Source organism: Aquimarina sp. AWH4_224, from assembly GCF_056160245.1.
Genome location: NZ_JBSWWU010000001.1, coordinates 39,471 through 63,760 on the forward strand (window position 1 = coordinate 39,471; position 24,290 = coordinate 63,760).

The 24,290-nt window shown below is 37.3% G+C and carries 25 protein-coding genes; 14 read left to right on the forward strand and 11 right to left on the reverse strand.

Annotated elements, in window-relative coordinates; all coding sequences use genetic code 11:
* Positions 1–149: 149 nt before the first annotated feature.
* The 12 genes from ACXAGJ_RS00140 (at position 150) to ACXAGJ_RS00195 (ending at position 11,177) form a co-directional block, all read left to right on the forward strand.
* Positions 150–1,964: an acyl-CoA dehydrogenase gene (locus ACXAGJ_RS00140; protein WP_474836014.1), complete on the forward strand. Its 1,815-nt coding sequence runs from the start codon at positions 150–152 to the stop codon at positions 1,962–1,964.
* Between the two features lie 42 nt (positions 1,965–2,006).
* On the forward strand, positions 2,007–2,783 hold the full coding sequence (locus ACXAGJ_RS00145) for an SDR family NAD(P)-dependent oxidoreductase (RefSeq protein WP_474836016.1): 777 nt from the start codon (positions 2,007–2,009) through the stop codon (positions 2,781–2,783).
* A gap of 45 nt (positions 2,784–2,828) precedes the next feature.
* The gene (locus ACXAGJ_RS00150; RefSeq protein WP_474836018.1) at positions 2,829–4,052 is read left to right on the forward strand and encodes an acyl-CoA dehydrogenase family protein; all 1,224 of its coding nucleotides are present in this window, start codon (positions 2,829–2,831) and stop codon (positions 4,050–4,052) included.
* Positions 4,053–4,078: 26 nt separating this feature from the next.
* Entirely contained in the window at positions 4,079–5,131 is a 1,053-nt protein-coding gene (locus ACXAGJ_RS00155; protein WP_474836020.1) for a phosphotransferase family protein, read from the forward strand.
* 8 nt (positions 5,132–5,139) lie between these two features.
* A complete protein-coding gene (locus ACXAGJ_RS00160) occupies positions 5,140–5,775 on the forward strand; it encodes a transglutaminase-like domain-containing protein (RefSeq protein WP_474836022.1) in 636 nt (211 codons plus the stop codon).
* Positions 5,776–5,807: 32 nt separating this feature from the next.
* Positions 5,808–6,191, forward strand: a complete 384-nt coding sequence (locus ACXAGJ_RS00165) for a DUF1330 domain-containing protein (protein ID WP_474836024.1) — start codon at positions 5,808–5,810, stop codon at positions 6,189–6,191.
* Positions 6,192–6,201: 10 nt separating this feature from the next.
* Entirely contained in the window at positions 6,202–6,957 is a 756-nt protein-coding gene (locus tag ACXAGJ_RS00170) for an SDR family NAD(P)-dependent oxidoreductase (RefSeq protein WP_474836026.1), read from the forward strand.
* Positions 6,958–6,993: 36 nt separating this feature from the next.
* Positions 6,994–8,001 (forward strand): NADP-dependent oxidoreductase, encoded by a 1,008-nt coding sequence (locus ACXAGJ_RS00175; protein ID WP_474836028.1) that lies wholly within the window; start codon positions 6,994–6,996, stop codon positions 7,999–8,001.
* A 12-nt stretch (positions 8,002–8,013) separates the two neighbouring features.
* Positions 8,014–8,991: an NADPH:quinone oxidoreductase family protein gene (locus ACXAGJ_RS00180; RefSeq protein ID WP_474836030.1), complete on the forward strand. Its 978-nt coding sequence runs from the start codon at positions 8,014–8,016 to the stop codon at positions 8,989–8,991.
* 12 nt (positions 8,992–9,003) lie between these two features.
* Complete coding sequence (fabG, locus tag ACXAGJ_RS00185) at positions 9,004–9,741, forward strand: 3-oxoacyl-ACP reductase FabG (protein ID WP_474836032.1); 738 nt, start codon at positions 9,004–9,006, stop codon at positions 9,739–9,741.
* A 67-nt stretch (positions 9,742–9,808) separates the two neighbouring features.
* Entirely contained in the window at positions 9,809–10,276 is a 468-nt protein-coding gene (locus ACXAGJ_RS00190) for a MaoC family dehydratase (protein WP_073312760.1), read from the forward strand.
* 76 nt (positions 10,277–10,352) lie between these two features.
* Positions 10,353–11,177, forward strand: coding sequence for a lysophospholipase (locus ACXAGJ_RS00195; protein WP_474836034.1), 825 nt, complete (start codon positions 10,353–10,355; stop codon positions 11,175–11,177).
* Position 11,178: 1 nt separating this feature from the next.
* Here the strand turns inward: ACXAGJ_RS00195 and ACXAGJ_RS00200 are convergent, their stop codons facing one another.
* The 5 genes from ACXAGJ_RS00200 to hutH all read right to left on the reverse strand — a co-directional run bounded on the left by ACXAGJ_RS00200 (position 11,179) and on the right by hutH (position 18,224).
* Positions 11,179–11,655, reverse strand: coding sequence for a hypothetical protein (locus ACXAGJ_RS00200; RefSeq protein WP_473286603.1), 477 nt, complete (start codon positions 11,653–11,655; stop codon positions 11,179–11,181).
* 724 nt (positions 11,656–12,379) lie between these two features.
* On the reverse strand, positions 12,380–13,327 hold the full coding sequence (gene hutG / locus ACXAGJ_RS00205) for a formimidoylglutamase (RefSeq protein WP_474836037.1): 948 nt from the start codon (positions 13,325–13,327) through the stop codon (positions 12,380–12,382).
* A gap of 1 nt (position 13,328) precedes the next feature.
* Positions 13,329–15,332: a urocanate hydratase gene (locus ACXAGJ_RS00210; RefSeq protein ID WP_474836039.1), complete on the reverse strand. Its 2,004-nt coding sequence runs from the start codon at positions 15,330–15,332 to the stop codon at positions 13,329–13,331.
* A 10-nt stretch (positions 15,333–15,342) separates the two neighbouring features.
* Positions 15,343–16,602: an imidazolonepropionase gene (gene hutI / locus ACXAGJ_RS00215; RefSeq protein WP_474836041.1), complete on the reverse strand. Its 1,260-nt coding sequence runs from the start codon at positions 16,600–16,602 to the stop codon at positions 15,343–15,345.
* Positions 16,603–16,643: 41 nt separating this feature from the next.
* Positions 16,644–18,224 (reverse strand): histidine ammonia-lyase, encoded by a 1,581-nt coding sequence (hutH, locus tag ACXAGJ_RS00220; RefSeq protein ID WP_474836043.1) that lies wholly within the window; start codon positions 18,222–18,224, stop codon positions 16,644–16,646.
* Between the two features lie 83 nt (positions 18,225–18,307).
* On the opposite strand from hutH, the gene ACXAGJ_RS00225 reads away from it, so the two are divergent.
* Both ACXAGJ_RS00225 and ACXAGJ_RS00230 read left to right on the forward strand, forming a co-directional pair.
* A complete protein-coding gene (locus tag ACXAGJ_RS00225) occupies positions 18,308–19,192 on the forward strand; it encodes a LysR family transcriptional regulator (protein ID WP_474836045.1) in 885 nt (294 codons plus the stop codon).
* Between the two features lie 147 nt (positions 19,193–19,339).
* On the forward strand, positions 19,340–19,972 hold the full coding sequence (locus ACXAGJ_RS00230) for a porin family protein (RefSeq protein ID WP_474836047.1): 633 nt from the start codon (positions 19,340–19,342) through the stop codon (positions 19,970–19,972).
* Between the two features lie 78 nt (positions 19,973–20,050).
* Here ACXAGJ_RS00230 and ACXAGJ_RS00235 read toward each other — a convergent pair whose 3' ends face one another.
* The 6 genes from ACXAGJ_RS00235 to ACXAGJ_RS00260 form a co-directional block, all read right to left on the reverse strand.
* Complete coding sequence (locus tag ACXAGJ_RS00235) at positions 20,051–20,419, reverse strand: SnoaL-like domain-containing protein (RefSeq protein ID WP_073312790.1); 369 nt, start codon at positions 20,417–20,419, stop codon at positions 20,051–20,053.
* A 99-nt stretch (positions 20,420–20,518) separates the two neighbouring features.
* Positions 20,519–21,826: a cryptochrome/photolyase family protein gene (locus ACXAGJ_RS00240; protein WP_474836049.1), complete on the reverse strand. Its 1,308-nt coding sequence runs from the start codon at positions 21,824–21,826 to the stop codon at positions 20,519–20,521.
* Between the two features lie 2 nt (positions 21,827–21,828).
* The gene (locus ACXAGJ_RS00245; protein ID WP_474836051.1) at positions 21,829–22,530 is read right to left on the reverse strand and encodes an SDR family NAD(P)-dependent oxidoreductase; all 702 of its coding nucleotides are present in this window, start codon (positions 22,528–22,530) and stop codon (positions 21,829–21,831) included.
* Between the two features lie 12 nt (positions 22,531–22,542).
* The gene (locus ACXAGJ_RS00250) at positions 22,543–23,037 is read right to left on the reverse strand and encodes an SRPBCC family protein (protein ID WP_474836053.1); all 495 of its coding nucleotides are present in this window, start codon (positions 23,035–23,037) and stop codon (positions 22,543–22,545) included.
* An 81-nt stretch (positions 23,038–23,118) separates the two neighbouring features.
* Positions 23,119–23,475 (reverse strand): hypothetical protein, encoded by a 357-nt coding sequence (locus ACXAGJ_RS00255; RefSeq protein WP_474836055.1) that lies wholly within the window; start codon positions 23,473–23,475, stop codon positions 23,119–23,121.
* An 88-nt stretch (positions 23,476–23,563) separates the two neighbouring features.
* Positions 23,564–24,223, reverse strand: a complete 660-nt coding sequence (locus ACXAGJ_RS00260; RefSeq protein WP_474836057.1) for an MIP/aquaporin family protein — start codon at positions 24,221–24,223, stop codon at positions 23,564–23,566.
* Between the last annotated feature and the right edge of the window lie 67 nt (positions 24,224–24,290).

A 24,290-nucleotide genomic window follows, 5' to 3' on the forward strand; every position in this document is an offset into this window, starting at 1 on the left:
ATCACCTTTTATAATGGATGTCTTATTACTAATAAAAGTTAATACAATTCTAAAATATCGTATTTATTAAACTGGTTTAATAAGAAATTGTCAAATATTCACGAAATTTATTGTGTAGTTAATAACCGACAGTTTAAAAGTATTACGATATGGCCGCACAATATATTGATTTTGAAACTCTAAAATATTTTTTATACGATTTGCATGGATTAGAGGATGTTCTGGAACAAGAACGTTTTGTTGATCATGACAAAGAATCACTGGATCTTTTTTTAGAGTCTGTAAAAGAATTTTCTGATCGAGAATTATTTCCTTACTTCAAGGAAATGGATGAGAAACCTGCTTATCATAAGGATGGCGCTGTTCATGTACATGAACAAGTAGGAGTGATGATGAAAAAAGGAGGAGAGATGGGATTGATCTCTGGTACCTTTGATTACGATGATGGTGGGTTGCAACTTCCTATGATGGTCTATACAGCTTCAGCATTTATTCAAGATGCTGCTAATAACCATTTACCAGGATATGTAGGATTAACTCTTGGTTCTGCTGAATTAATTATACACTTTGCAAATGAAGAGCTTAAAAGTACCTATGTACCAAAGATGCTATCCGGAGATTGGGGAGGTACCATGTGTCTTACCGAACCGCAGGCCGGAAGTTCATTATCTGATGTTGTAACAAAGGCAACACCTACAGACGAAGGATATTACAAGATTTCTGGACAAAAGATTTTTATTTCAGGAGGAGATCACCAATATGCCGATAATTTTGTACACTTGGTGTTAGCCCGTATTGAAGGAGCTCCAGCTGGAACAAAAGGAATTTCATTATTCGTAGTACCTAAAAAACGTCCAGATGGTAACGGTGGATTAACACCTAATGATGTTACTACGGTTGCTGATTTTCAAAAACTGGGACAAAGAGGATATTGTACTACGCACCTTGGATTTGGGGATACTGATGATTGTAGAGGATGGTTGGTAGGAGAAGCCCATCAAGGATTAAAATATATGTTTTTGATGATGAATGGAGCACGAATAGCGGTAGGTAGGGGAGCAGCAGCTATAGCCACTGCAGCTTATCATGCATCTCTTCAATATGCAAAAGAGCGTCCACAAGGACGTAAACTCACCAGTGCAGGTAAAAAAGACCTGGATCAGGGTCAAACCTTGATTATCAATCACCCGGATGTGCGTAGAATGCTATTGCTTCAGAAAACAATTTCGGAAGGATCTTTAAGCTTAGTGCTGTTGGCTTCAAAATACTATGATTTAAAAGAAACCGTAAAAGACCCTAAAGAAAAAGAGAAGTATAGTCTTTTGCTAGAGTTGATTATTCCTATGGTAAAGACATATCCTTCGGATATGGGAGCCCATGCGGTTTCTAACGGATTGCAAGTGTTGGGCGGATATGGTTTCTGTACCGATTTTATATTACAGCAGTATTATCGAGATATACGAATTTTTCCAATATACGAAGGTACGACAGGTATTCAGTCGCTAGATCTCTTAGGTCGAAAATTAATCATGGAAAACGGTAAGGCTTTAGAATACCTTACCGCAGAAGTAATGCAGACTATTCAAAATGCTTCAAATTATGATGAGTTACGACCTTATGCCGGAAAGCTAGGAGAAAAATTACAATTGGCGCAAAAAGTGATTACGTTTTTAACTGGATTTGCTCAGAAAGGTGATTTTGAACGCTTTTTGGCCGATGCCACACCTTTTATGGAGTTCTTGAGTACGATAACCATGAGCTGGTTATGGTTGGATATAGGAACTCATGCTAAGAAAACATTGGTAACCGGACAAAAAACATATAGCGAAGACTTTTATGAAAGTAAGATTCATGCCATGAAATTCTATTTTAAGTATGAGTTGCCTAAAGTGAATGGCCTTGCAGAAATTTTGATGGACGAAGAGTCGCTTACCATTACAGGAGAGAAAGAAATTTTTCACTAAAAAATACATTAACTCTACACATTTTAAACAACTAATCAATTTATGAGTAGTATACAACCCTTATTTAACCTTTCTAATAAGGTTGCTATTATCACGGGATCAAGTAAAGGAATCGGAAAATCAATTGCCAAAGGATTGGCTGAACATGGAGCACACGTAATCATAAGCAGTAGAAGCCAGGAAGCGGTAGATGAGGTGGCTGAGGAATTCAAAAAAGAAGGTTTGGAGGCCACTGGAATTGCTTGTCATATCGGAAAAGCTGATCAACGTGAGAATTTGGTTCAAAAGACAATAGAACAATATGGAGGAGTGGATATATTGGTCAATAATGCAGCAATAAATCCGATTTATGGTCCTCTTGAAGATGCAGAAGAAGGAGTATTCGATAAAATCATGGATGTCAATGTAAAGGCTCCATGGATGTTGTCAAACCTTGCGCTTCCATCAATGCAAAAACGAGGAGGAGGAAGCATCATCAATATTGCCTCTGTAGAGGCGCTTCATCCCGGAGCAGGACTTGGATTATACAGTACAAGTAAAGCAGCTTTACTAATGCTTACCAAAAATCAAGCTAAAGAATGGGGTAAGTACGGTGTGCGAGCAAATGTGGTTTGTCCTGGGCTCATAAAAACAAAATTTAGTGCTGCCCTTTGGCAAAATGAACAATTACTACAGAAGATAGAAAAGACATTGCCTTCTGCAAGAATGGGAATGCCCGATGAGATGGCAGGGATAGCCTGTTTGTTAGCTTCAGATGCTGGAGCGTATATGACAGGCGGGGTGTATAATGCAGATGGAGGGTATATGATAGCGGGGTAAAAGCTTGTCCACCATCAAATACTCTTCTTTTAAATAATTTCACTAATGAATTTTGAATACTCAGAAAATGTAATTGCCCTTCAAGAAAAGTTAAATGCTTTTTTTGAAGAACACATACTCCCCGTAGAAAAGGAAGTTACCGCATTCAATTATGATCCGAAAAATCTTTGGAAACGTTGGCCAGGAATGGAACAGCTAAAAGAAAAAGCTAAGGAAGCTGGTCTATGGAATCTTTTCTTGCCAAAAAGCTACAAAGAACTAAGTCCAGGACTAACGAATCTGGAATACGCTCCTTTGGCAGAGATCATGGGACGAGTATTGTGGTCCTCAGAGGTGTTTAATTGTAATGCGCCGGATACCGGTAACATGGAGGTGCTGGCCAAATATGGAACCAAAGAACAGCAAGAACAATGGCTACAGCCTTTGATGAATGGTGACATTCGTTCTGCCTTTTTGATGACAGAACCTCAGGTAGCGTCTTCGGATGCTACAAATATCGAAACTTCGATTACCAGAGATGGAGATCATTATGTGATTAATGGTCGTAAATGGTGGTCATCAGGAGGTATGGATCCTCATTGTAAGATCGCCATTGTGATGGGTAAAACCGATCCAAATGCGGCACGCCATCTACAACAAAGTATGATTTTAGTACCTATGGATACTCCAGGGTTAAAAGTGATACGACCGTTATCCGTTTTCGGATTTTATGATTCTCCAGAAGGGCATGCCGAAATTGTATTAGACAATGTACGTGTACCCAAAGAAAACCTAATACTAGGAGAAGGAAGAGGATTTGAAATTGCACAAGGGCGTTTAGGGCCAGGTCGTATTCATCATTGTATGCGTTTGATCGGGATGGCACAACGATCTTTGGAATTGATGTCTGAGCGTGCGGCAGAACGTATTGCTTTTGGTAAAACATTCAAGGATTTTAGTAGTATTCGACAAGAAATAGCCTTGTCTCAATGCGAGATAGAACAGGCACGTTTACTGACGCTTTCCGCAGCAGACAAAATGGATCGAGAAGGTAATAAAACCTCAAAAGATTTGATAGCAATGATTAAGATTGTGGCTCCTAATATGGCACTCAATGTAATAGATCGGGCAATGCAAATACATGGAGGTAAAGGAGTGGGACCAGATACTCCATTAGCACATTTCTTTGTGGCGGCTCGTATGTTGCGTCTGGCTGATGGCCCTGATGAGGTACATATGTATCAGTTAGGAAAGAGTATCATTAAGAAGTATGCAAAGACTTCAGTTTAAAATTTTAGCGATAAACCCACCAAAATATGCAAAACGTACGTAAAGGCGAAGAACTTAACGAAAAGGAGTTAAAAGCTTTTCTGCAAAAAGAAGAATTGATCAACGATAATACTAGTGATTGGAAAGTGACTCAGTTTACTCATGGGTATTCTAATCTAACGTATTTAATTGAGATTGAAGATAAAGAATATGTACTACGTAGACCTCCATTTGGAGCAATAAAGAGAGGTCATGATATGGGGCGAGAGTTTAAGGTACAATCAGGTATTCAAAAAGCTTTTCCAAAGGTACCGCATATGTATGCGTATACAGAAGATGAGGCCATCCTTGGTTGTCCTTTTTATATTATGGAAAAGGTTGATGGTATTATTCTGAATGTAAAAGAGGCGAAAAAAAGAAATGTTTCTGCTGATGAATTCAAAACCATAGCCAACGCTTGGTTAGACACATTTGTAGATCTTCATAACATAGATTATAAGGAAGCTTCGCTAGAGAGTTTAGGAAAACCTGAGGGTTATGTAGAGCGTCAGGTTTCCAACTGGGGGAAGCAATATCTTAAAGCAGCTACCGATGATGTCCCTGCTGCAGAAAAAGTAATGAAATGGATGCAGGAACATCAACCCAAAACCTATGCACATAGTTTGGTGCATAATGATTTTAAATATGATAATGTCGTCTTTAAGGATGATAGCTGGACAGAAGTAAATGCGGTATTGGATTGGGAAATGGCAACCCTAGGAGATCCTATGATGGATTTGGGTACGTCGCTTGGGTATTGGACCATGGCTAGTGACCACCCATTTGTACAGCAAGGAATTCCTTCTCCAACCATAATGGAGGGAAACCCAGGAAGAAGTGAGATTGTAGAACTATATGCTCAGAAAAGCGGTAGACAAATCGATCATCTGGTTTTCTATTATGTATTCGGTTTGTTCAAAATTGCAGTGATTGCTCAGCAAATTTATTATCGATACAGTAAAGGACTTACCACTGATCCTCGCTTTGCACAATTGAATAAAGCAGCAGAATTGTTATGTAACCTCTCGTTACAGGCCATTCAGAAGAATAAAATAGATTAAAAAGTAATATGGAATATTTAGAACATACGTATTATTTAGATTATAAATCCAAGGAGATTCAGGAGCTTATTGAAGAATTTGATACTCAGGATTTATCTTCTAAAGAAAAAGCAATAGGATGGTACTATAAAGTGAGAGATCAATGGAAATATGATCCATATAGCATTCATCTTTCCAAAGAAAAATATAGAGCTAGTGAAGTAGCAAAGCAAGACTACGGACATTGTGTAGATAAATCCATATTGTTGATTGCAGGATTAAGAGCTTTAGGGATTCCTGCTAGAATACATTTGGCCAAGGTAAAAAATCATATTGCGGTAGAGCGACTTACCGAAAAATTTGGCACGAACGAATTGGCACCACATGGTATGGTGGATCTATTTCTTGATGGGAAATGGCTAAAGGTTTCACCAGCGTTTAATAAAGCATTGTGCGAGAAATGTAATGTTGCTCCTTTGGATTTTGACGGAGAACAAGATTCTATGTTCCATGAATATGACCGTGTTGGAAACGTTTTTATGGAGTATGTAGAGGATTATGGACATTTTGAAGATGTTCCTTTCGAGTTTATGATAGCAACCTTGGAAACGAACTATCCTGATATTATGAAAGTTTCTGAAGGGTTGGAAATGTTGAAAGTATAATGGTTTGAGTATAAGAATTTAAATAACAAAAGATGAGTCAATCATATATAGAAGTAACACCAGAAAAGTTCAAGGAATTCATGGATTTTGAAATAGAAGGTCCGTTTCAAATGTTTAATCTGTTGAAATTTAAAGAAAAAGTAAATGAAACAGGGACTTCTGGTGCTGAAGCTTATCTGGAATATATGAAGGCAGCAACACCTTTTTTTCAAGATTCTAAAGCAAAAATTGTATTCAATGGGAAACCCATGTTTAATATTATTGGTCCCCAGAACCATTTAGAATGGGATAAGGTTTTGATTGTAGAATATGCCAGCAAACAAGACTTTTTGGGAATGATTACCAAAGAAGGGTACCCTGGTCACCTTAGAACAAGAGCCTTGGAAGACTCTAGATTAATTTTATGTACCTCTTAAAACGAAATATATGCAAGTAAAAGATAAAATAGTAATAGTAACAGGTGCCGGATCTGGTATAGGAGCAGCAACAGCAAAGCACTTTGCAAAACATCAGGCCAAAGTAATTGTTTCTGATATCAAAGAAGAAAAAGCCCAGAATACTGCCGATGAGATTAAAAGTGAAGGAGGAGAAGCGACGGTAATTACTGCGAATGTGGCCAAATTTGAAGATGTGGAACAATTAGTTGCAAAGACTGTAGAAAAGTATGGGCAATTGGATGTGATTGTGAATAATGCAGGTATTGGACCAAGAAACATGGCAAGGACAGGTGAGTATACCTTGGATGATTGGGATAGTGTAATCGCAGTAAATCAAACCGGAGTTTTTTATTGCATGAAAGTAGCCTTGCAGCAAATGGTAAAACAAGGGGGAGGGAATATTGTAAATATTGCTTCTTTAGCAGGTTTAAAAGCTTCGTTGAATAATCTTTCGTATTGTGCGAGCAAATTTGCAGTCGTTGGAATGACTAAGTCGGCAGCCCTGGAATATGCTACAAAAAATATTAGAATTAATGCAGTTTGTCCTGGCTATACAGAATCTGCATTGTTGGATAAGTTGCTATCCGTAAGACCAGATATGGATCAGCGCTTGAAGAGTGTGATTCCTATGAAAAGATACGGTCAAGCCGAAGAAATAGCAGAAGCTGTGGTATGGCTGGCTTCAGATACAACCAAATTCATTACGGGCCAGACCATCACACTGGATGGGGGAACTTCTTTATAAAAGACAACTTTTAAAATTTACACAAATAAAAAGATAATGAACAATAAACAACTGATTTTCAAAAAACGACCAATAGGACTACCAGAACAAGATACATTCGAGTTACAAAACAATCCGGTGCCAGAACTCAAGGATGGCGAAATATTGATAGAACAACACTACATATCTCTGGATCCGGCAATGAGAGGTTGGATGAATGAAGGGAAATCATATATAGAGCCTGTACAAATCGATGATGTAATGCGAGCAGGATCTGTAGGTAAAGTGATCAAGAGCAACAATCACCCTAAGTTTAAAGAAGGCGATTTTCTTACCGGATGGGGAGGTGTACAACAGTATACCGTTTCTGATGGTGCGAATTGGTATCAGGTAGATCCAAAGCTGGCTCCTTTGCCTATGTATATTGGTACATTAGGAATGCCAGGTATGACTGCATACTTTGGTATAACCGAAGTGGGTAAAATCAAAGAAGGTGATGTAGTATTGGTGTCCGGAGCGGCAGGTGCTGTAGGTAGTATAGTCGGGCAAATAGCAAAAATAAAAGGATGTACTGTGATTGGTATTGCTGGGGGAGCAGAAAAATGTAAGTACATAAAAGAAGAGTTAGGTTTTGATGGTGCTATTGATTATAAATCTGAGAACATATATTCCGCATTAAAACGAGAATGTCCTAAAGGAATTGATGTATACTTTGATAATGTAGGAGGTGAGATTTTGGATGCTGCTTTAGCCAGACTCAGAATGCATGCACGTATAGTCATTTGTGGTGCAATATCTCAATACAACAATAAAGTAGCGATCAAAGGACCAAGTAATTATTTGTCCTTGTTAGTCAACAGGGCTACTATGCAGGGTATGGTAGTGATGGATTATGCAAAAGACTATGGCAAAGCTGCTATGGAAATGGGAGGTTGGTTAATGCAAGGAAAACTTAAAAGCAAGGAAGATATTTATGAGGGGATTGAGAATTTTCATGAAACTTTTTTACGATTGTTTTCTGGAGAAAAGATGGGTAAATTAGTCCTAAAGGTAAAAGAAGATTAAACAGCAGGATCTATGAAAGCAGTAGTATGTAAAGAATTTGGTCCACCATCTAGCTTGGTCATTGAAGATGTCCAAAGCCCGATTCCTGGAGAAAAGGAAGTATTGGTGCAAGTAAAAGCGTGTAGTGTTAACTTTCCGGATACGCTTATTGTTCAAGGGTTGTATCAGTTTAAGCCTGAGCTGCCGTTTACACCTGGTAGTGATGTTGCCGGTATTGTGAAGCAAGTAGGAGAAAAGGTAACACATCTTCAACCTGGTGATGAGGTATTTGGTTTTGTGATGCACGGCGGATATGCAGAAGAAGTGGTGATGCCAGGAAATGCTTGTTTTAAAAAACCACCTATGATGGATTTTCCTGTAGCTGCGTCATTTATGATGGCCTATGGGACATCTTATCACGCTTTAAAAGATAGAGGAAAACTGCAAGAAGGAGAAACCCTACTAGTATTAGGAGCTTCGGGAGGAGTAGGTCTGGCTGCAGTAGAATTAGGAAAGCTGATGGGAGCAAAGGTTATTGCTGCAGCATCTTCAGACGAAAAACTGAACCTATGCAAGGAATATGGAGCAGACGAAACCATTAATTATTCCAAAGAAGATCTAAAGAATAGAATTAAAGAACTTACAAATGGTAATGGGGTGGATGTGGTCTATGATCCTGTAGGGGGAGCTTATGCAGAACCAGCCTTGCGAGGAACCGCCTGGGAAGGCCGTTACTTGGTTGTTGGGTTTGCTGCGGGTGATATTCCCAAAATACCATTAAACCTAGCGTTGTTGAAAGGGTGTGCTATTGTAGGAGTGTTCTGGGGAAGCTTTGCCATGAAAACACCTCAAAAAAACCTTGAAAATGCGATGGAATTAATGCAATGGTATGGAGCAGGAAAGCTTAAACCTCATATACATGGGATATATCCCTTGGATGAGGCTAAAAACGCATTGCATGCCATGATGAACCGAGAGGTGAGAGGGAAAGTAGTAATAGAATGTAGTTAAGACCATAACAAAATGAGACTAAAAGAAAAAGTAGCCATCGTAACTGGTGGAGCTCGTGGAATAGGCAAATCAGTAGCAGAACTCTTTGCAAAAGAAGGGGCATCTGTAATCATCTGGGATCTGCTAGACGATGGAGCTAAAACGGCAGATCAAATCCAATCTAATGGAGGGCAGGCTGAGTTTGTGAAGATATCTGTGACCAACAAAGAAGCTATTGAAAAGGAAGCCGACAGGATTTTTAAGCACTATGGAAAAATCGATATACTGATTAATAACGCAGGGATTACCAAGGATCGAACGTTGCATAAAATGAGCGAAGAAGAATGGGATGCTGTAGTCAATGTAAATTTGAAAGGTGTATTTCTTTGTACACAGGTTGTTTCACAATACATGAAAGAAAAGGGATATGGGCGGATTGTTTCTGCTGCGTCCAATGTTGGTTTGCGTGGTAATTTTGGGCAGTCCAATTATGCAGCTACCAAGGCAGGTGTAATCGCAATGTCTAAAACATGGACTTTGGAATTAGGGAAATATGGGATTACAGCCAATGCTCTTGCGCCCGGTTTTACCTTGACCGAAATGACGGATCAAATCCCTAAAGAACATATTGATGGGATCAAGAAACAGATTCCATTACAGAAAGCAGCTACTCCTTTGGATATAGCTTATGGATATTTGTATTTGGCTTCTGACGAAGCTTCGTATGTGTCTGGTATTTGTTTGACCATCGATGGAGGAATATCCAGGTGATATTGTAATTATCTCTAGCCAATTATGTTTCCTTTAAATAAGAATTATACATCAACACCAAATGAGTATGGATCAACTAGTTTGTAAGAATTTTGAAGAGTTCAAAACCTACGAAGGAAAATCACTTCCTGTTGGGCAATGGGTTTTGGTTACCCAAGAAATGATTAACGCTTTTGCAGATGCTACGCTCGATTACCAATGGATACATGTGGATGTGGAAAGAGCACAAAAAGAATCCCCATTTAAAAAACCAATTGCGCATGGGTTTATGTCTATATCCTTATTGTCAAAAATGCTAATGGATTTGATGGTGATAGAGAGTTTTGCAATGGGTGTCAATTATGGATTAAATAAAGTTCGATTTCCGCATCCGGTTCCTGTTGATTGTAATCTTAGGTTACATAGTAGTATTCAAAAAATTGAGCCTTATGCAGAAAAAGGATTGAAAATCACATGGGATTGCACCGTAGAAATTCAGGGTATAGAAAAACCTGCCTGTGTAGCAGAGTTTGTATCTCTGATGTTTGAAAGTTAAGTCATCGCTATGCGTTATTTTCTGCGAATAAATTCAGAAAAACCTGACAAATCAGAAAATCTCGTATATTTAAGGCATGCAGCATCAAGAATTCTATGTAGCCTATCATAAGCATCAAATCTTTAGTCAGTATTGGATACCAAATGAAAGTAAGGCTATCGTGCTCTTGGTGCATGGAATGGGAGAACATTCTGCTCGGTATACAGATTATGTTATTCCAGAGTTATTGGCAAAGCATATCGCAGTAATTACCTACGATAATTTTGGTCATGGTAAGAGCAGTGGAAAAAGAGGGCATTGCCCAGACTATTCTTCGCTTATGGAACTCATTGGTATGATGATCTCTAAAACTGAATCTCTTTTACCTAATACCCCGATTTTTTTGTACGGTCATAGTATGGGTGGGAATTTGGTGATCAATTATGTTTTAAAACAAGATTCAAAAGTAAATGGGGTAATATTGTCTAGTCCTTTTTTCAGATTAGCATTTCAACCTCCAGCCTGGAAAATGTCAATGGGTAAATTGTTAGAGCATATAGCTCCGTCGATAACATTACCTTCTGGATTAGATACAAAAGCTATATCAAGAGTACCTGAAGAAGTCGAGAAGTATGAACAAGATCCTCTGGTTCATGATAAAATAAGCCCTAATTTTTCTTTTCCTATTATGGAAGCTGGAAAGTGGGCAATGGATCATGGAAACTTATTACAAAAACCGACCCTTGTATTTCATGGAACAGATGATCGTCTGATTGATTATACGGCTACCCAAGAATTTTCTAATAAAAGTGATTTAGCAGAGCTGGTATTATTTGAAGATGGGTACCATGAATTGCATAATGACCTGGAAAAAGAAAAACTAATAAAGACCATACTAAAATGGATCGATAAACAGCTATAAATTAGTCGATAAAATCATTGAGTTGTTGTTGATAATCATATTGTAAATCCTCGTGAAGTTTTACCGTCTTCTTTTTAATACTCAAAAGCTCTCGCTGCATGATGTTTTTAAGCACCGTGCTTTTTTTGATATAAGGGGTAAAGTCTTTCAATTTTTGACAGAAGTAGAGTAAGAGCTCAACTTCAGTTTCTTTATTTTTAGAATACCTGATGTATTTCTTTATCATTCGTAAAATCTTCCGAACACTTTTCTTGATATAATGATAAGATTTGGTGTTGATAGCATCAAATTCTTCATCAACCTGATTTTGTATGGCTTGGATATAAGCTTCTTCATTACTGGATTCGAATAAAATATAGGTAAGTAACTCTTTATTCTCCTTTTTGAACCTAGAGAGTTGTAAGCAAAGTTCCATTAGTTCTTGATGAGAACGATGGGTAAGCTCCGTCTTGATTTCTTTAATGGTCGCCGTATTCATGGTGGCAATTTATCCAAAAATTACAGTTTGATGCTATAAATAACCTCAAATTGTCCAATGATGGAGATAGAAATGACAAAACTGAGAAATTAAGTTGAGGTTATTAACAGCTTGAGCTCGTGATAGATATCGTTATTTGGAGTTATTAACATAGTTATTAACAATTTAAATAAGAAATAACCTACAATTATTTTAATAAGTATTATTAAAAATGTATTTTTATCGATATAAAAATTGTTTTCAACAAATAATTAACATTTAATAAACATAAAATTTGGTAATTTGTTGATAACATGTTAATTTAGTGACAGATAATCTTAAATCACGCAGTCATGAATACATTTTACTCCCTATTAGGACTAAACTTTACAAGTATTGTAAATTTTTTAAGACAACTTCCTGGAGCCTCAAGCTATGCGATTCGTAAGTAATAATAGTTTCAATAATATTTGGGTACGATATGTGATAAGCTTGTTTACAGGAGTTTACAAGAATTATTAGAAAGTGTTTCCCCCTTTTTTGATTTGCCCTATAACCCTTCTTATGCACATTTGAAGGGTCTTTTTTTTGATAAAATGTAATTGATAGTAGATTGCCTGATCAATTCCGGTATTCCTTTGTAAAATATCCTGTTGATGGCAAAGCTAAAACGTAGTTATTAACAAAAGGATCAGAACATATGTTTCCATATGCAGATCAAAAGGTTACGGAAATAAGAAGTGGTTTATGTTAAGTTTTGAACTATGTGATAAATTAATCTTGCAGCCAGTTTAGCGGTACAATGATCAATGTCGTATTTGGGATTAAGTTCTACCAGATCCACGCTAACTAATTTTTTTGAATTGCAAATCTGAGTTATGGTTTCCAGGGCAATATCCACAGAAAATCCAAAAGGGGAGGGCGCACTTACTCCGGGAGCATAAGCCGAACTAAACCCATCAATATCGATAGTGAGATAAATATAATCTACAGAAGAAATAAAATGTTGAACGGTTTTTTTAACCTTTTCAAGATGTTTCATATTGAAAGTGGTATTCTCGATATAAGAAACATTAAGTTCTGCTGCAGTATCAAATAATCCCCTATGATTAGAGGCCTTTTGAATACCTAAACATAGATAATTGAATTCTTTGTCTTCTTTAGCAATTTGATAAAAAGGAGTCCCAGAAGTACTTTGATCAATTAGAGGTCTTAAATCAAAATGAGCATCCAAATTGATGATTCCAATAGTAGCATCTTGAAATTTCGATTTAATGCCGTTAAAATGCGGATAAGCAAGATCATGTCCACCTCCTAAAATGATCGGAAATATGTTATGCCGTAATAATTGAGAAACGTATTTTGTAGTAACCTGATGCGTTTTTTCTAAATCCCCATCTGTGCAGCTTATCGTACCAGTATCTACAATTTCTGTATCATTATCAAAATGATTTGCTAACGAAGCTAAATTTGCCCGAATGCTATCTGGTGCTTGAGCTGCACCAACTCGACCTAGATTTCTTCGTACGCCTTCATCACAAGCATATCCCAACAAACCAAAATGTTTTTTATCTTTTTGCAAAGAAATTTCATGATCTAGATCTAATAGCTTTATTTTCTCATGGAAATACAAATCCTGATCAGAATTCCGTCCTTTCCAAATGGTAGCATTTGGTTGTATATATCGTTTCATATTAGTCAATTAGATGATCAATAATCTCTTCTTCAACCACGTTAGGTAATGTTACTTGCAATGACGGAGTACGTTCCATTTCTCTTTTGATCGCAAATATGGCTTCTTTATTTCTGGCCCAACTTCTTCTGGAGATTCCGTTGTTTACATCATAGAATAGCATCTTATTTAACCTTTCTGAAGCATCCTTAGAACCATCCAAGACCAGACCAAAACCACCATTCATCACTTCTCCCCATCCTACACCACCGCCATTGTGTATGGACACCCATGTTGCTCCTCTAAAGCTATCTCCGATAACATTATGAATCGCCATATCTGCTGTAAACTTACTACCATCGTAGATGTTGCTGGTTTCGCGATAAGGAGAATCTGTACCACTTACATCATGATGATCTCTACCCAGTACAATTGGAGCTGTGATTTCTTTATTTTTTATAGCTTGATTAAACGCTTCAGCAATTTTCATTCTTCCTTCTGCATCGGCGTATAGTATCCTGGCTTGCGAACCTACAACAAGTTGATTTTCTTTAGCTTCTTCTATCCAGGTAATATTGTCCTGCATCTGCTGCTGAATTTCTTCCGGAGCTTCATTTTTAATAGTTTTCATTACCTCAAGGGCAATTTGATCCGTTTTCTCCAAATCACCAGGGTTTCCTGAGGTACACACCCATCTAAACGGACCAAATCCATAGTCAAAACACATTGGTCCCAGAATATCCTGAACGTAAGAGGGATATTTAAAATCGATCTTATTCTCAGCCATAATATCCGCTCCAGCTCTCGAAGCTTCTAAAAGAAATGCATTCCCATAATCAAAAAAGTAAGTCCCTCGAGCTGTATGGAGGTTGATCGCAGCTGCATGTCTTCGTAGAGATTCTTGCACTTTTGTTTTAAAAAGTTCGGGATCATTACTAATCATTTTGTTAGCGTCTTTATAACTTACTCCTACCGGATAATATCCGCCAGACCATGGGTTATGCAAAGAGGTTTGATCAGAGCCTAGATCCACATAGATTTCTTCTTCATAAAATCGCTCCCATACATCTACAATATTTCCTTGATAGGCTATAGAAACTACTTCTTCTTGTTGTACTGCTTTTTGAACACGAAGTACTAAAGCGTCTATATGATCTACAATTTCATCTACCCAGCCTTGCGAATGTCTTTTTTGTGCAGCATCTGGGTTGACTTCTGCGCAAACGGTAATACAACCTGCTATATTTCCTGCTTTGGGTTGAGCGCCACTCATACCACCCAGTCCAGCGGTTAGGAAAATTTTACCTGCTGATGTTTCATTAGGTTTAAGTGTTTTTCTAAATGCATTCATCACGGTAATGGTAGTACCATGAACAATTCCTTGTGGACCAATGTACATATAACTCCCGGCAGTCATTTGTCCGTATTGTGTTACTCCTAATGCATTATATTTTTCCCAGTCATTTGGAGTAGAGTAGTTGGGGATCATCATTCCGTTGGTAACGATTACTCTTGGTGCATCTTTTGAAGAGGGGAATAAACCCATGGGATGTCCAGAATACATATGTAAAGTCTGCTCTTCGGTCATTGTAGCCAAATACTTCATCGTGAGTAGATACTGTGCCCAATTCTGAAAAACCGCACCGTTACCACCATAGGTGATCAGTTCGTAAGGATGTTGCGCCACTGCTGGATCTAAGTTGTTTTGAATCATCAACATTATTGAACCTGCTTGTGCCGTAAGAAACGGGTATTCATTAATCGGACGAGCAAACATATCATAATCTGGCATAAAACGATACATATAAATGCGACCAAACTCATTCAATTCGCTTAGAAATTCTTCTGCAAGTTCCTTGTGCCAGGTTTCTGGAAAATACCGCAATGCGTTTTTGAGCGCTAACTTTTTTTCTTCATTAGAAAGGATTTGTTTCCTTTTGGGTGCTCTGCTGATTTGCGAGTCATATTTTTTCTTTGGTGGTAATACGTCGGGAATCCCCTGAAGTATTTGCTCTTTAAATGTCATAGCAGTGCTTTTAACGGTGAGTTGAATAGATGAGTTCTCCTTTTTTCCATACCTGAGCAGGTGTAAGTTTACCCTGATGATAAAAGATTTCGTTATAGTGATCTGTTTCAAAAAGGTTGAAATCAGCAAGCATATCCGGTGCCAATCTTCCACGATCGGATAAATTTAATGCCGCCGCTGCTCTGTAGGTGATTCCGGCCAATATTTCGGCATTACTTAATTTTTCGAAAGTTCCCAGAATGGTAGCTTGAGTTAATAAATCTCCCATTGGTGCAGATCCTGGGTTCCAGTCACTCGCAATGGCTACTATCCCGCCAGCATCTAAAATTTTTCTGGCAGGAGTAAAATTACATCCCAAACCAATAGAAGCTCCGGGTAATGCTACGGCCACGACATTACTATTAGCAATCATTTCAATTTCATCTTCTGTACTGGCTTCTAGATGATCAGCACTAATAGCATTAATATTTACAGCTACCTCGCTACCTCCGGTACTAAATTGATCGGCATGTACAGTAATATCAAATTCCATGGCCTTTGCTTTTCTGAAATACGGATAGATATCAGATGGCATAAAAGCGCTTTTCTCTATAAAAGCGTCAATTCTATTGCTTAAGTTTTCTTCTTTAAGAATAGGAAACAGTGTATTGCTGATATGTTCTAAGTAGGATTGGTGATCTCCTTCATAATCTTTGGGGAGCATATGTCCGGCCAAACAAGTAGCGATAAGATCAGCTTCGGTATTGAGGTTTGCATTTTTGATGGCCCTCAACATTTTTAACTCTTCTGGAGTAGATAATCCATATCCGCTTTTTACCTCTATTGTTGTGATTCCTTTTTTCAATAAAATATTAGCTCTTTTGATCACATTGTGAGAGAGTTCTTCTTGAGTGGCATTTCTGGTTTGCATCACGGTATCCCAGATTCCTCCACCAGCTTCAGCTATTTCGAGATAGGATTTTCCAGCATTTCTCATCGCATAATCCCGCGCTCTGCTTCCTGCAAAACAAATGTGAGTATGGGCATCAATAAATCCGGGAACACAAACATTATTGGCCTTAAGTTCAATCATTTCTACCTTTGCATCCAAAGTTGTTACCTTTTCTTTTAGATCAGAATAACTCCCTATAGTATCAATTTTATGGTTCCGGATGAGTATTCCAGCATGCTCTATAAGGTTCAAATTTTCGTCCTTTACTGGTCCTTTAAGGGATAATTTCTCTAAACCAATCAATTGTGTGATGGGACCAATTAGTTTATACTTTTCCATACGCGTTACTTATTGTTTTCCTGTTAGTTTGCTATTATTGATTAATAGACTTCAAATTCTTCAGAGTATTGCGTTTCAAGAGATACATTTTTGTTTTTTGATACCTGATCAGCGATCGTTGTTATGGTTTTGTTTTTAATCATTTTTATTCCTTCTTCAATATCATCTGCAAATACACGGTCCTTTTCAGCAAAAGGAACGTGTTTTCGAATTTCCTGATGAATTTCGTCTAGGATGATTCCAGATTTCATTGGTTTTCTGTATTCGAAGGCCTGTGCAGCAGTAAGTAGTTCTATTGCAAGAATTTTTTCGAGATTATCAATAACTCTTAATGCTTTTCTACCACCTATGGATCCCATACTTACATGATCTTCTTGTCCCAGAGAGGTTGGGATACTATCGGCACTGGAGGGGAAACAAAGCCCTTTGTTCTCGCTGGCCAAAGCCGCACTGGTATATTGAAGAATCATATACCCTGAGTTTATTCCAGTGTCCTCCATCAATAATTTTGGGACTCCCGGTGAATTTCCTTCTAAAGCCAAATAGATGCGACGATCGGAGATGTTTCCTAATTCTGAAGCAGCCAGACACGCATAATCAATTGCCATTGCTAACGGTTGACCATGAAAACTACCACCGCTTATGGTTAATTCCTCGTCAATAATAATTGGGTTATCTGTTACCGAATTTAACTCTACTTCTAATAATTCTTTGAGATGAAGCCAAGCATTTCTGGAAGATCCATGTACTTGTGGGATACAACGTAAAGAATAGGGGTCCTGCACGCGATCACAATCAATGTGGTCCTCCATAATTTCTGAACCTTTTAATAAGGATTTTACTTTTGAAGCTACATGGATATTTCCTTTGAAAGGGCGTAATTGATGAAGTTCTTTGTAGAACGGCTTTACAGAGCCTTGTAATCCCTCGATCATCATGGCCCCGATGATATCAGAGTGGGATAGGCAATTGTGTAATTTGGCCACTAATTGTACGGCATGTGCAGCTATAAATTGTGTTCCATTGATTAAGGCTAATCCTTCTTTGGGACCCAAAGCAATAGGAGCCAGACCTAGACTGTTAAATAATTCTTTAGTGGCAATTACGTCACCCTTAAAGTGTACTTTTCCTAATCCAAGTAAGGGTAAAAATAGGTGGGACAAAGGAGCTAAATCTCCAGAAGCACCTACAGAACCTTGACTAGGAACAACAGGAATAGCATCGTTGTCGATATGCCAAAGAATACGGTCCAAAGTTTTTTCTGCGATTCCAGAATATCCTTTTGACAAAGATTGCGCTTTAAGAATGAGCATTAACTTGGCAATTTCGGTATCAATAGGATCCCCAACACCAACACTGTGACTCTGTAAAATATTACTTTGTAATATATTGGTTTCTTCTTTTGATATTTTGGTAGTACAAAGAGGGCCAAATCCTGTGTTAATTCCGTAAACGGGATCACCTTTTTCTACTATGTTTTGAACGGTACGCTCGCTTTGTCGGATTTTCTCCCTGGCAGTATCCGAAATCGATGCTTTTCTTTCACCTCTAGCGATTTGCAAAGCAATCCCCGCGGTTAAAAAGTCTTCTCCAAATAAAAAATGGTGCGCTGTTGTTGACATTTATTCTTGTATGATTTGTTAGTACTAAATTAATGGTTACATTTAATAATTAGAAATACCATTTATATCAATTATTAATAACTATGAGTTATCAATTAGAGCTTAGACATTTTAGTTATTTTCTTGCCGTAGCCGAAGAATTACATTTCAGGAAAGCTGCCGATAGATTATTTATTTCTCAACCTGGATTGAGCCGACAAATCAAGCAGATGGAAGAGATCATTGGAGCTAAATTATTTGTTAGAGATAAAAGAAATGTAGCGCTTACTGCAGCTGGAGTTTTTCTAAAAAAAGAACTGGAGTATATTTTTAATCATATTGATTTTACCATAAAGCAAGCCCGATTAGTAGATCAGGGAAGTACTGGAGAGGTAAGGATAGGATTTTTAGGCTCAGCCATTCAAACAGTGATACCAGATATTTTGGTACAAGCCAATCAGGAATACCCTAATATTCAATTTAGCTTAGAGGAAATGTCTAATTATATGCAAGTAGAAGCTATACAGAAAGATCAGTTGGATCTTGGTTTCGTTAGATTATCCAGGGTTCCTGATGGGCTAAAAATGAAGACTGTGCATACAGATTCGTTTTCATTGGTGTTGCCCAAAGAACACCATTTAAATTTGAAAACATTTAAGAATATTGCTCAGGTAGCTGAGGAAAATTTCATTCTGTTTTCTTCTGATTATAGCTCTTTGTACTATAATAAAATTATGAGTATCTGCGAGGATAAGGGATTTACTCCCAAAGTGACTCATAAATCTGTACATGCTCAAACAATTTTTAAGTTGGTAGAAAGTGGTCTAGGAGTGGCCATCGTACCTACGTCATTACAGCATGGCTTTAATTTGGCAGTAAAGTTTCTTGAGATCCCAAAAATTCCTCAAAAGGCAGAGCTTTCGGTGATTTATAAAAAAGACAATCGTAACCCAGCTCTGTCAAAGATAAAAGCTATCATCGATGTTTGATTGTTTTATACAAGTATAATTATTTTTTTTATTTCTGGATCGGGTTGTTTACTTTTGAAAACGTAATTAAATTGTAGTTTCTTCGTTTATTACTGAGAATGAAGAAATTCTAACAACCAAATAATAATTGCTCCAAATTAGATTACTATGAATAAACGAATATTTTTCCTTGTTCTACTTGTTGGTTTTTTATCCCAAAAAATGACTAGCCAAGTTGAATCTTTTCAAATGGGATTAAAAGTTGGATTGAATGTGGCAGATGTAGTTGGTGATGGGACCGATGATCTTGATGTACGAACAAGTGTACACCTTGGATTGGTTGCCGAAATACCTATCATAGAGATCCTAGCTATACAACCAGAATTGTATTATTCTTTCCAGGGATATAAAGCAGATAGCCCGGAACCAAATTTTGAGGATGAAACCTTAAAGTTGGATTATATTTATCTTACTCCGACCATTAAGTATTATCCATTTTACACTGCACCTGGTTTTAGTATAGAAGTAGGGCCTCAGTTAGGATATTTGACTTCTGCTATTCTTGAACGTAAAAATACGGCTAATGGAGGTACAGAAACTTCTGATGTAGATTTGAAGGAATCTTTTTCTGAAATCGACTTTGGTGTGAATTTAGGATTGGGATATCAATTTGAGTTCGGGACCTTTTTTCAAGCCAGATATAACTTCGGAATTGCTGATATCGATGATATAGAAGGCTTAGAAGACGAAGCTTCCATTAGAAATGGAGTGTTTCAAGTTTCTTTTGGATACAAGTTTTAGGAGACAATAACATACAGATATAAGAACTAAAAGCCTGATGATTATCAGGCTTTTTTACTTTTTAAGGAATACCTTGCGTTATTGTGGAGGCATAGTATAGAAAAACTGTTCTTCGGTAATTTTACCATCGTTAACTTCGTAAACACAAAGCTCTTCTATTTGCATACGACCTTGCCCTTTAAAAGTACAATCCATTTTCATGGTAAGACTAAAATGATTATCGGCTACAAGAGGGTCAGAGATTTGGCCTCCGTGATACTCTTCTACCGTAGCATACCAGTCTTCACTTTTTTTTATCACTGCTTCTTTACCAGCGGTTACAGAGTTAGGGTATCCTGGCATTTCTTTGCTTACAACCTTGGTATCATAAAGTTCGCTGATAGCCTGCATGTTTTCTCCCATGCGGCAAAGTTCTACTAAACGGTTGGCAACTTGTTCTGTAGTCATTAGAATTTGGATTTATTGATTATGCGTATTGTTTTAAGTACTTCAAAATACGAAAAACATCAATCCCAAATATTAAATAAAATGTTATATTTTCATCGGTTAATCCAGCGCTTCCTTGTAGGTTTTTAGACAGCGTTCTCTGGCCATCTTGTGCTCTACCATAGGATGAGGGTAAGTGAGTTCATTGAGGTCTTGTACCCAAGTTTTAATGTACTCAAGATTTTTATCAAATTTGGTAATCTGCGTTGTGGGGTTAAATATTCTAAAATAAGGCGCTGCATCTACACCAGAACCCGATGCCCATTGCCAGTTGCCTACATTGGCAGAAAGATCGTAATCCAATAGTTTTTCCGCAAAGTACGCTTCACCCCATCTCCAGTCGATCAGTAAATGTTTACAAAGAAAACTAGCTACAACCATGCGTACACGATTATGCATGTAACCAGTTTGATTTAACTCTCGCATTCCTGCGTCTACCAAAGGATATCCAGTTTCTCCGTTTTTCCATTTTTCAAAATCTGCTTCGTTGTTTCGCCATTCTATGCGATCGTATTTGGATTTGAATGCATGATCTTTGGTTTTGGGATAATGCCATAGAATTTGCATAAAAAACTCTCTCCAAATCAGCTCAGACCAGAAGACTTCATTGTTTTGTGAAATTGCTTTTTTTACAATTTTTCTAATACTTACTATTCCAAAGCGCAAATAAGGGCCTAGTTTTGATGTTCCTTTTTCTTTGGCTGGGAAGTTCCTGGTATCTTCATAATTGTCGATCAAGGTAGGGGAGACGTCAAATACAGGAACTTTGATTATTGAAGGTTCAAATCCCATTTCGGCTAAGGTGATTTCAGGAAAATGAATATCCTTTACCGTATTAGCAAGATATTGTTCTGTAGCTACAGACTGTATCTGGCCGGTATGGAACAGTTCTTTCCATTTATTTTTATATGGTGTATAGACTACATAAGGATTGCCATCCTTTTTTAGAATATCACCTTTTTCAAAAATGACTTGATCTTTGTACGTCTGAAATCGAATATTTTTTTGAGTAAGAAATTCAGCTATTTTTTGATCTCTTTCTCGGGCATAGGGTTCATAGTCATGATTCGTATATACCTCTTTAACTTCAAAATTTGTAGTTAACTGATTGAACACTTCTTCGGGAGTACCATAAAACCTGGCCAAAGACGATTTGTATTTTTGATACAGTTCTTGATTTATTCCTTCTAAGGTGTTATAAATAAAGGAAACCCGTGCATCATTTTTTGGTAGGTGATCCAAAATCTTTTTATCAAAGATAAAGATAGGTAGGACAGGATATTCCGATTGCAGTGCGTTGTATAAACCAACATTATCATCTAATCGTAGATCTCGTCTAAACCAGAATACAGAAATAGCTTTACCCATTATTAATTGACGTTTAGGGTAGACATTCCTCCATCAACACCGATAACTTGTCCTGTAATCCAACTACTGTCGTCACTGAGTAAGAATCGTGCAATATTTGCAATATCTTCTGCTTGTCCTACTCGTTTCATTGGATGTCGATTATTCATCAACTCTTTCTTTTTTTCGTTTCCTAATAAACGTTTGGCTAATGGAGTTTCGGTTAACGAAGGTGCAATAACATTTACCCTAAATTGTGGAGCATATTCTGCTGCCAGTGCTTTTGCAAAACCTTCTATCGCTCCTTTTGCGGCCGCGATACTGGTATGAAATGGCATTCCAACTTTTACGGCTACAGTACTGAAAAATATCAAACTTGCTTGCTCAGAGTTTTTCAGTTTTGGTAAGATCGTATGAATAATTTTTACTAAAAACATGAAATTGATTTGCATATCCTCTTCAAAAGCTTTTGGATTCAACATTTTGAAAGGCTTCAGGTTAATACTCCCAGGACAATAAACAAAACCGTCAATTCTTTCTGGAAGGGCAGAAGAGTCTATTTCATCCTTGGAAGCATCATAAGGAATATGGGTTACTTCTAGATTTCCCAAATTTTCTGAGGTTCTGGACGCGATGTATATATTGTGTTCGCTATATAGTTTTAAAGCAATTTCGAAACCAATACCATGGCTTCCTCCGATCAATAAAATATTTTTTCTTTTCATATTCCCAAGGGATTAAGTAAATAGGATTTGGTAGTTGTTATTAGACTCTAAGGTACCAAATAGTTCTTCTAATTTATGTTTTCTATAATTAAAAATCTCTGTTAGTTTGGGTTTAACCAATATAGGATGAACCATTTGTCCTAATAGTCCAAAAGGAACTTTATAATCAATGATATCTTCCATCTCGACACCGCCAGGGATCTCTTTAATGAAGTGTTTATGATGCCAAAGGGCGTATGGACCAAACCTTTGTTCGTCAACAAAGTATAATTTGTCCTCAACATGCGTGATTTCTGTAACCCATTTGTTTTTGATACCAGCTATTGGAGTCACAATATATTGAATGATCTGACCCGGATACATTTCTCGGTCGGCACCAGATACAATTTGGAATCCCATATAATCAGGAGTAATGGTTTTTAAGTTTTTTGGGTCGGAAAGAAATTTCCAGGCTTGATCAACAGAAATAGGTAGGTTTTGTTTTGCTCTTAGGGTATAGATTTTCATACTTCAAGAATTTGAAGTAAAAATACAATCATTTTGTTTAACTAAAAAGGTTAAATTGTTAAACAACAATAAATTTTAACATTAGAAGTAAGCTTCTGCCCAGGAGATTGCTTCGTCAACACAGCTAAAAAACACAAAAGATTTACCATATAATTCTTGTTCCATAATGGCTTTGTTTCTTACTTCATTATCTTCAGAAACTATAGCAAGGCCCTTCATGTTTGATAATTGGCCTTGTTTATAAATGTCGGTACTTACGTTGTGTTTAAATTTTCTATAACTAATCATCAAAAAATCCTGAGCTTTATAATGCTCACGTAGCTTGTCTCTTATAATAGACGCTCTATCAAGGGTAAGATCCACATTTTCGTTAATAGTGAGGATAACAAATTGATCATGTAACTCCATCTGGCAAAATTCGTTCGAAAAATGCTTCATAAGGGGGAAATAGGTTAATTGTATGATAAATATATGTTAAAAATAAGGAGTTTTGCAAATTACAGGGGCTAGAAAAAGCTAAGAAATCTTAACAATCATCACAGCAATTGTCTGGTTTCACAATTCTGCAGGTTAAAACAGCCAGCAAAGCTCCAATTACCGGAGCGATAAAATATAGCCATTGATGCTCCCAGTGTCCAGATAATAGTGCAGGTCCAAGGGATCTTGCAGGATTCATTGATGCTTTGGTTACCGGACCGGCAAACATAGCTTCTAACAGCACAACACCTCCAATAGCGATGCCGGCCATAGTTCCTGTTTCTTTTGATCCTGTAGATACATTGATGATAACCACCATTAGAAAATAGGTAAGTAGTGTTTCTAGAACAAAAGCTTTATAAGGATCTATAGAGGGTATGGTACCTCCTAGGTACTCACTCTCCGGAAATAGAAAAAGCAGTACGGAACTTGCTAGGATAGCACCAATGCATTGTGCCAAAATATATTTGGGAACCTCTTTCCATTCAAACTTTTTTGCATAGGCAAAGGCTATGGTAACTGCTGGGTTAAAATGAGCACCGGATATTTCACCAAAAGCATAGATCATGGCCATAACAATAAGTCCCCAGGTAATGGCTATTCCTACATGAGATACGTCGCCTCCTGTAACTTCGTTAATGGTCATGGCTCCAGTACCACAAAATATCAAACTAAAGGTTCCAATGGTTTCTGAAATGTATGTTCGCATAATTTTTATTAAAACGAGACAAATATACTATTCCTTATTTTAAGTTTTTGTTAACTCATTATGTATG

Excerpts from the sequence above, each read along its gene's own strand:
- ACXAGJ_RS00140 (WP_474836014.1), top strand. The coding sequence starts at position 150 with ATGGCCGCACAATATATTGATTTTGAAACTCTAAAATATTTTTTATAC.
- ACXAGJ_RS00145 (WP_474836016.1), top strand. The coding sequence starts at position 2,007 with ATGAGTAGTATACAACCCTTATTTAACCTTTCTAATAAGGTTGCTATT.
- ACXAGJ_RS00150 (WP_474836018.1), top strand. The coding sequence starts at position 2,829 with ATGAATTTTGAATACTCAGAAAATGTAATTGCCCTTCAAGAAAAGTTA.
- ACXAGJ_RS00155 (WP_474836020.1), top strand. The coding sequence starts at position 4,079 with ATGCAAAACGTACGTAAAGGCGAAGAACTTAACGAAAAGGAGTTAAAA.
- ACXAGJ_RS00160 (WP_474836022.1), top strand. The coding sequence starts at position 5,140 with ATGGAATATTTAGAACATACGTATTATTTAGATTATAAATCCAAGGAG.
- ACXAGJ_RS00165 (WP_474836024.1), top strand. The coding sequence starts at position 5,808 with ATGAGTCAATCATATATAGAAGTAACACCAGAAAAGTTCAAGGAATTC.
- ACXAGJ_RS00170 (WP_474836026.1), top strand. The coding sequence starts at position 6,202 with ATGCAAGTAAAAGATAAAATAGTAATAGTAACAGGTGCCGGATCTGGT.
- ACXAGJ_RS00175 (WP_474836028.1), top strand. The coding sequence starts at position 6,994 with ATGAACAATAAACAACTGATTTTCAAAAAACGACCAATAGGACTACCA.
- ACXAGJ_RS00180 (WP_474836030.1), top strand. The coding sequence starts at position 8,014 with ATGAAAGCAGTAGTATGTAAAGAATTTGGTCCACCATCTAGCTTGGTC.
- fabG (WP_474836032.1), top strand. The coding sequence starts at position 9,004 with ATGAGACTAAAAGAAAAAGTAGCCATCGTAACTGGTGGAGCTCGTGGA.
- ACXAGJ_RS00190 (WP_073312760.1), top strand. The coding sequence starts at position 9,809 with ATGGATCAACTAGTTTGTAAGAATTTTGAAGAGTTCAAAACCTACGAA.
- ACXAGJ_RS00195 (WP_474836034.1), top strand. The coding sequence starts at position 10,353 with ATGCAGCATCAAGAATTCTATGTAGCCTATCATAAGCATCAAATCTTT.
- ACXAGJ_RS00200 (WP_473286603.1), bottom strand. The coding sequence starts at position 11,655 with ATGAATACGGCGACCATTAAAGAAATCAAGACGGAGCTTACCCATCGT.
- hutG (WP_474836037.1), bottom strand. The coding sequence starts at position 13,327 with ATGAAACGATATATACAACCAAATGCTACCATTTGGAAAGGACGGAAT.
- ACXAGJ_RS00210 (WP_474836039.1), bottom strand. The coding sequence starts at position 15,332 with ATGACATTTAAAGAGCAAATACTTCAGGGGATTCCCGACGTATTACCA.
- hutI (WP_474836041.1), bottom strand. The coding sequence starts at position 16,602 with ATGGAAAAGTATAAACTAATTGGTCCCATCACACAATTGATTGGTTTA.
- hutH (WP_474836043.1), bottom strand. The coding sequence starts at position 18,224 with ATGTCAACAACAGCGCACCATTTTTTATTTGGAGAAGACTTTTTAACC.
- ACXAGJ_RS00225 (WP_474836045.1), top strand. The coding sequence starts at position 18,308 with ATGAGTTATCAATTAGAGCTTAGACATTTTAGTTATTTTCTTGCCGTA.
- ACXAGJ_RS00230 (WP_474836047.1), top strand. The coding sequence starts at position 19,340 with ATGAATAAACGAATATTTTTCCTTGTTCTACTTGTTGGTTTTTTATCC.
- ACXAGJ_RS00235 (WP_073312790.1), bottom strand. The coding sequence starts at position 20,419 with ATGACTACAGAACAAGTTGCCAACCGTTTAGTAGAACTTTGCCGCATG.
- ACXAGJ_RS00240 (WP_474836049.1), bottom strand. The coding sequence starts at position 21,826 with ATGGGTAAAGCTATTTCTGTATTCTGGTTTAGACGAGATCTACGATTA.
- ACXAGJ_RS00245 (WP_474836051.1), bottom strand. The coding sequence starts at position 22,530 with ATGAAAAGAAAAAATATTTTATTGATCGGAGGAAGCCATGGTATTGGT.
- ACXAGJ_RS00250 (WP_474836053.1), bottom strand. The coding sequence starts at position 23,037 with ATGAAAATCTATACCCTAAGAGCAAAACAAAACCTACCTATTTCTGTT.
- ACXAGJ_RS00255 (WP_474836055.1), bottom strand. The coding sequence starts at position 23,475 with ATGAAGCATTTTTCGAACGAATTTTGCCAGATGGAGTTACATGATCAA.
- ACXAGJ_RS00260 (WP_474836057.1), bottom strand. The coding sequence starts at position 24,223 with ATGCGAACATACATTTCAGAAACCATTGGAACCTTTAGTTTGATATTT.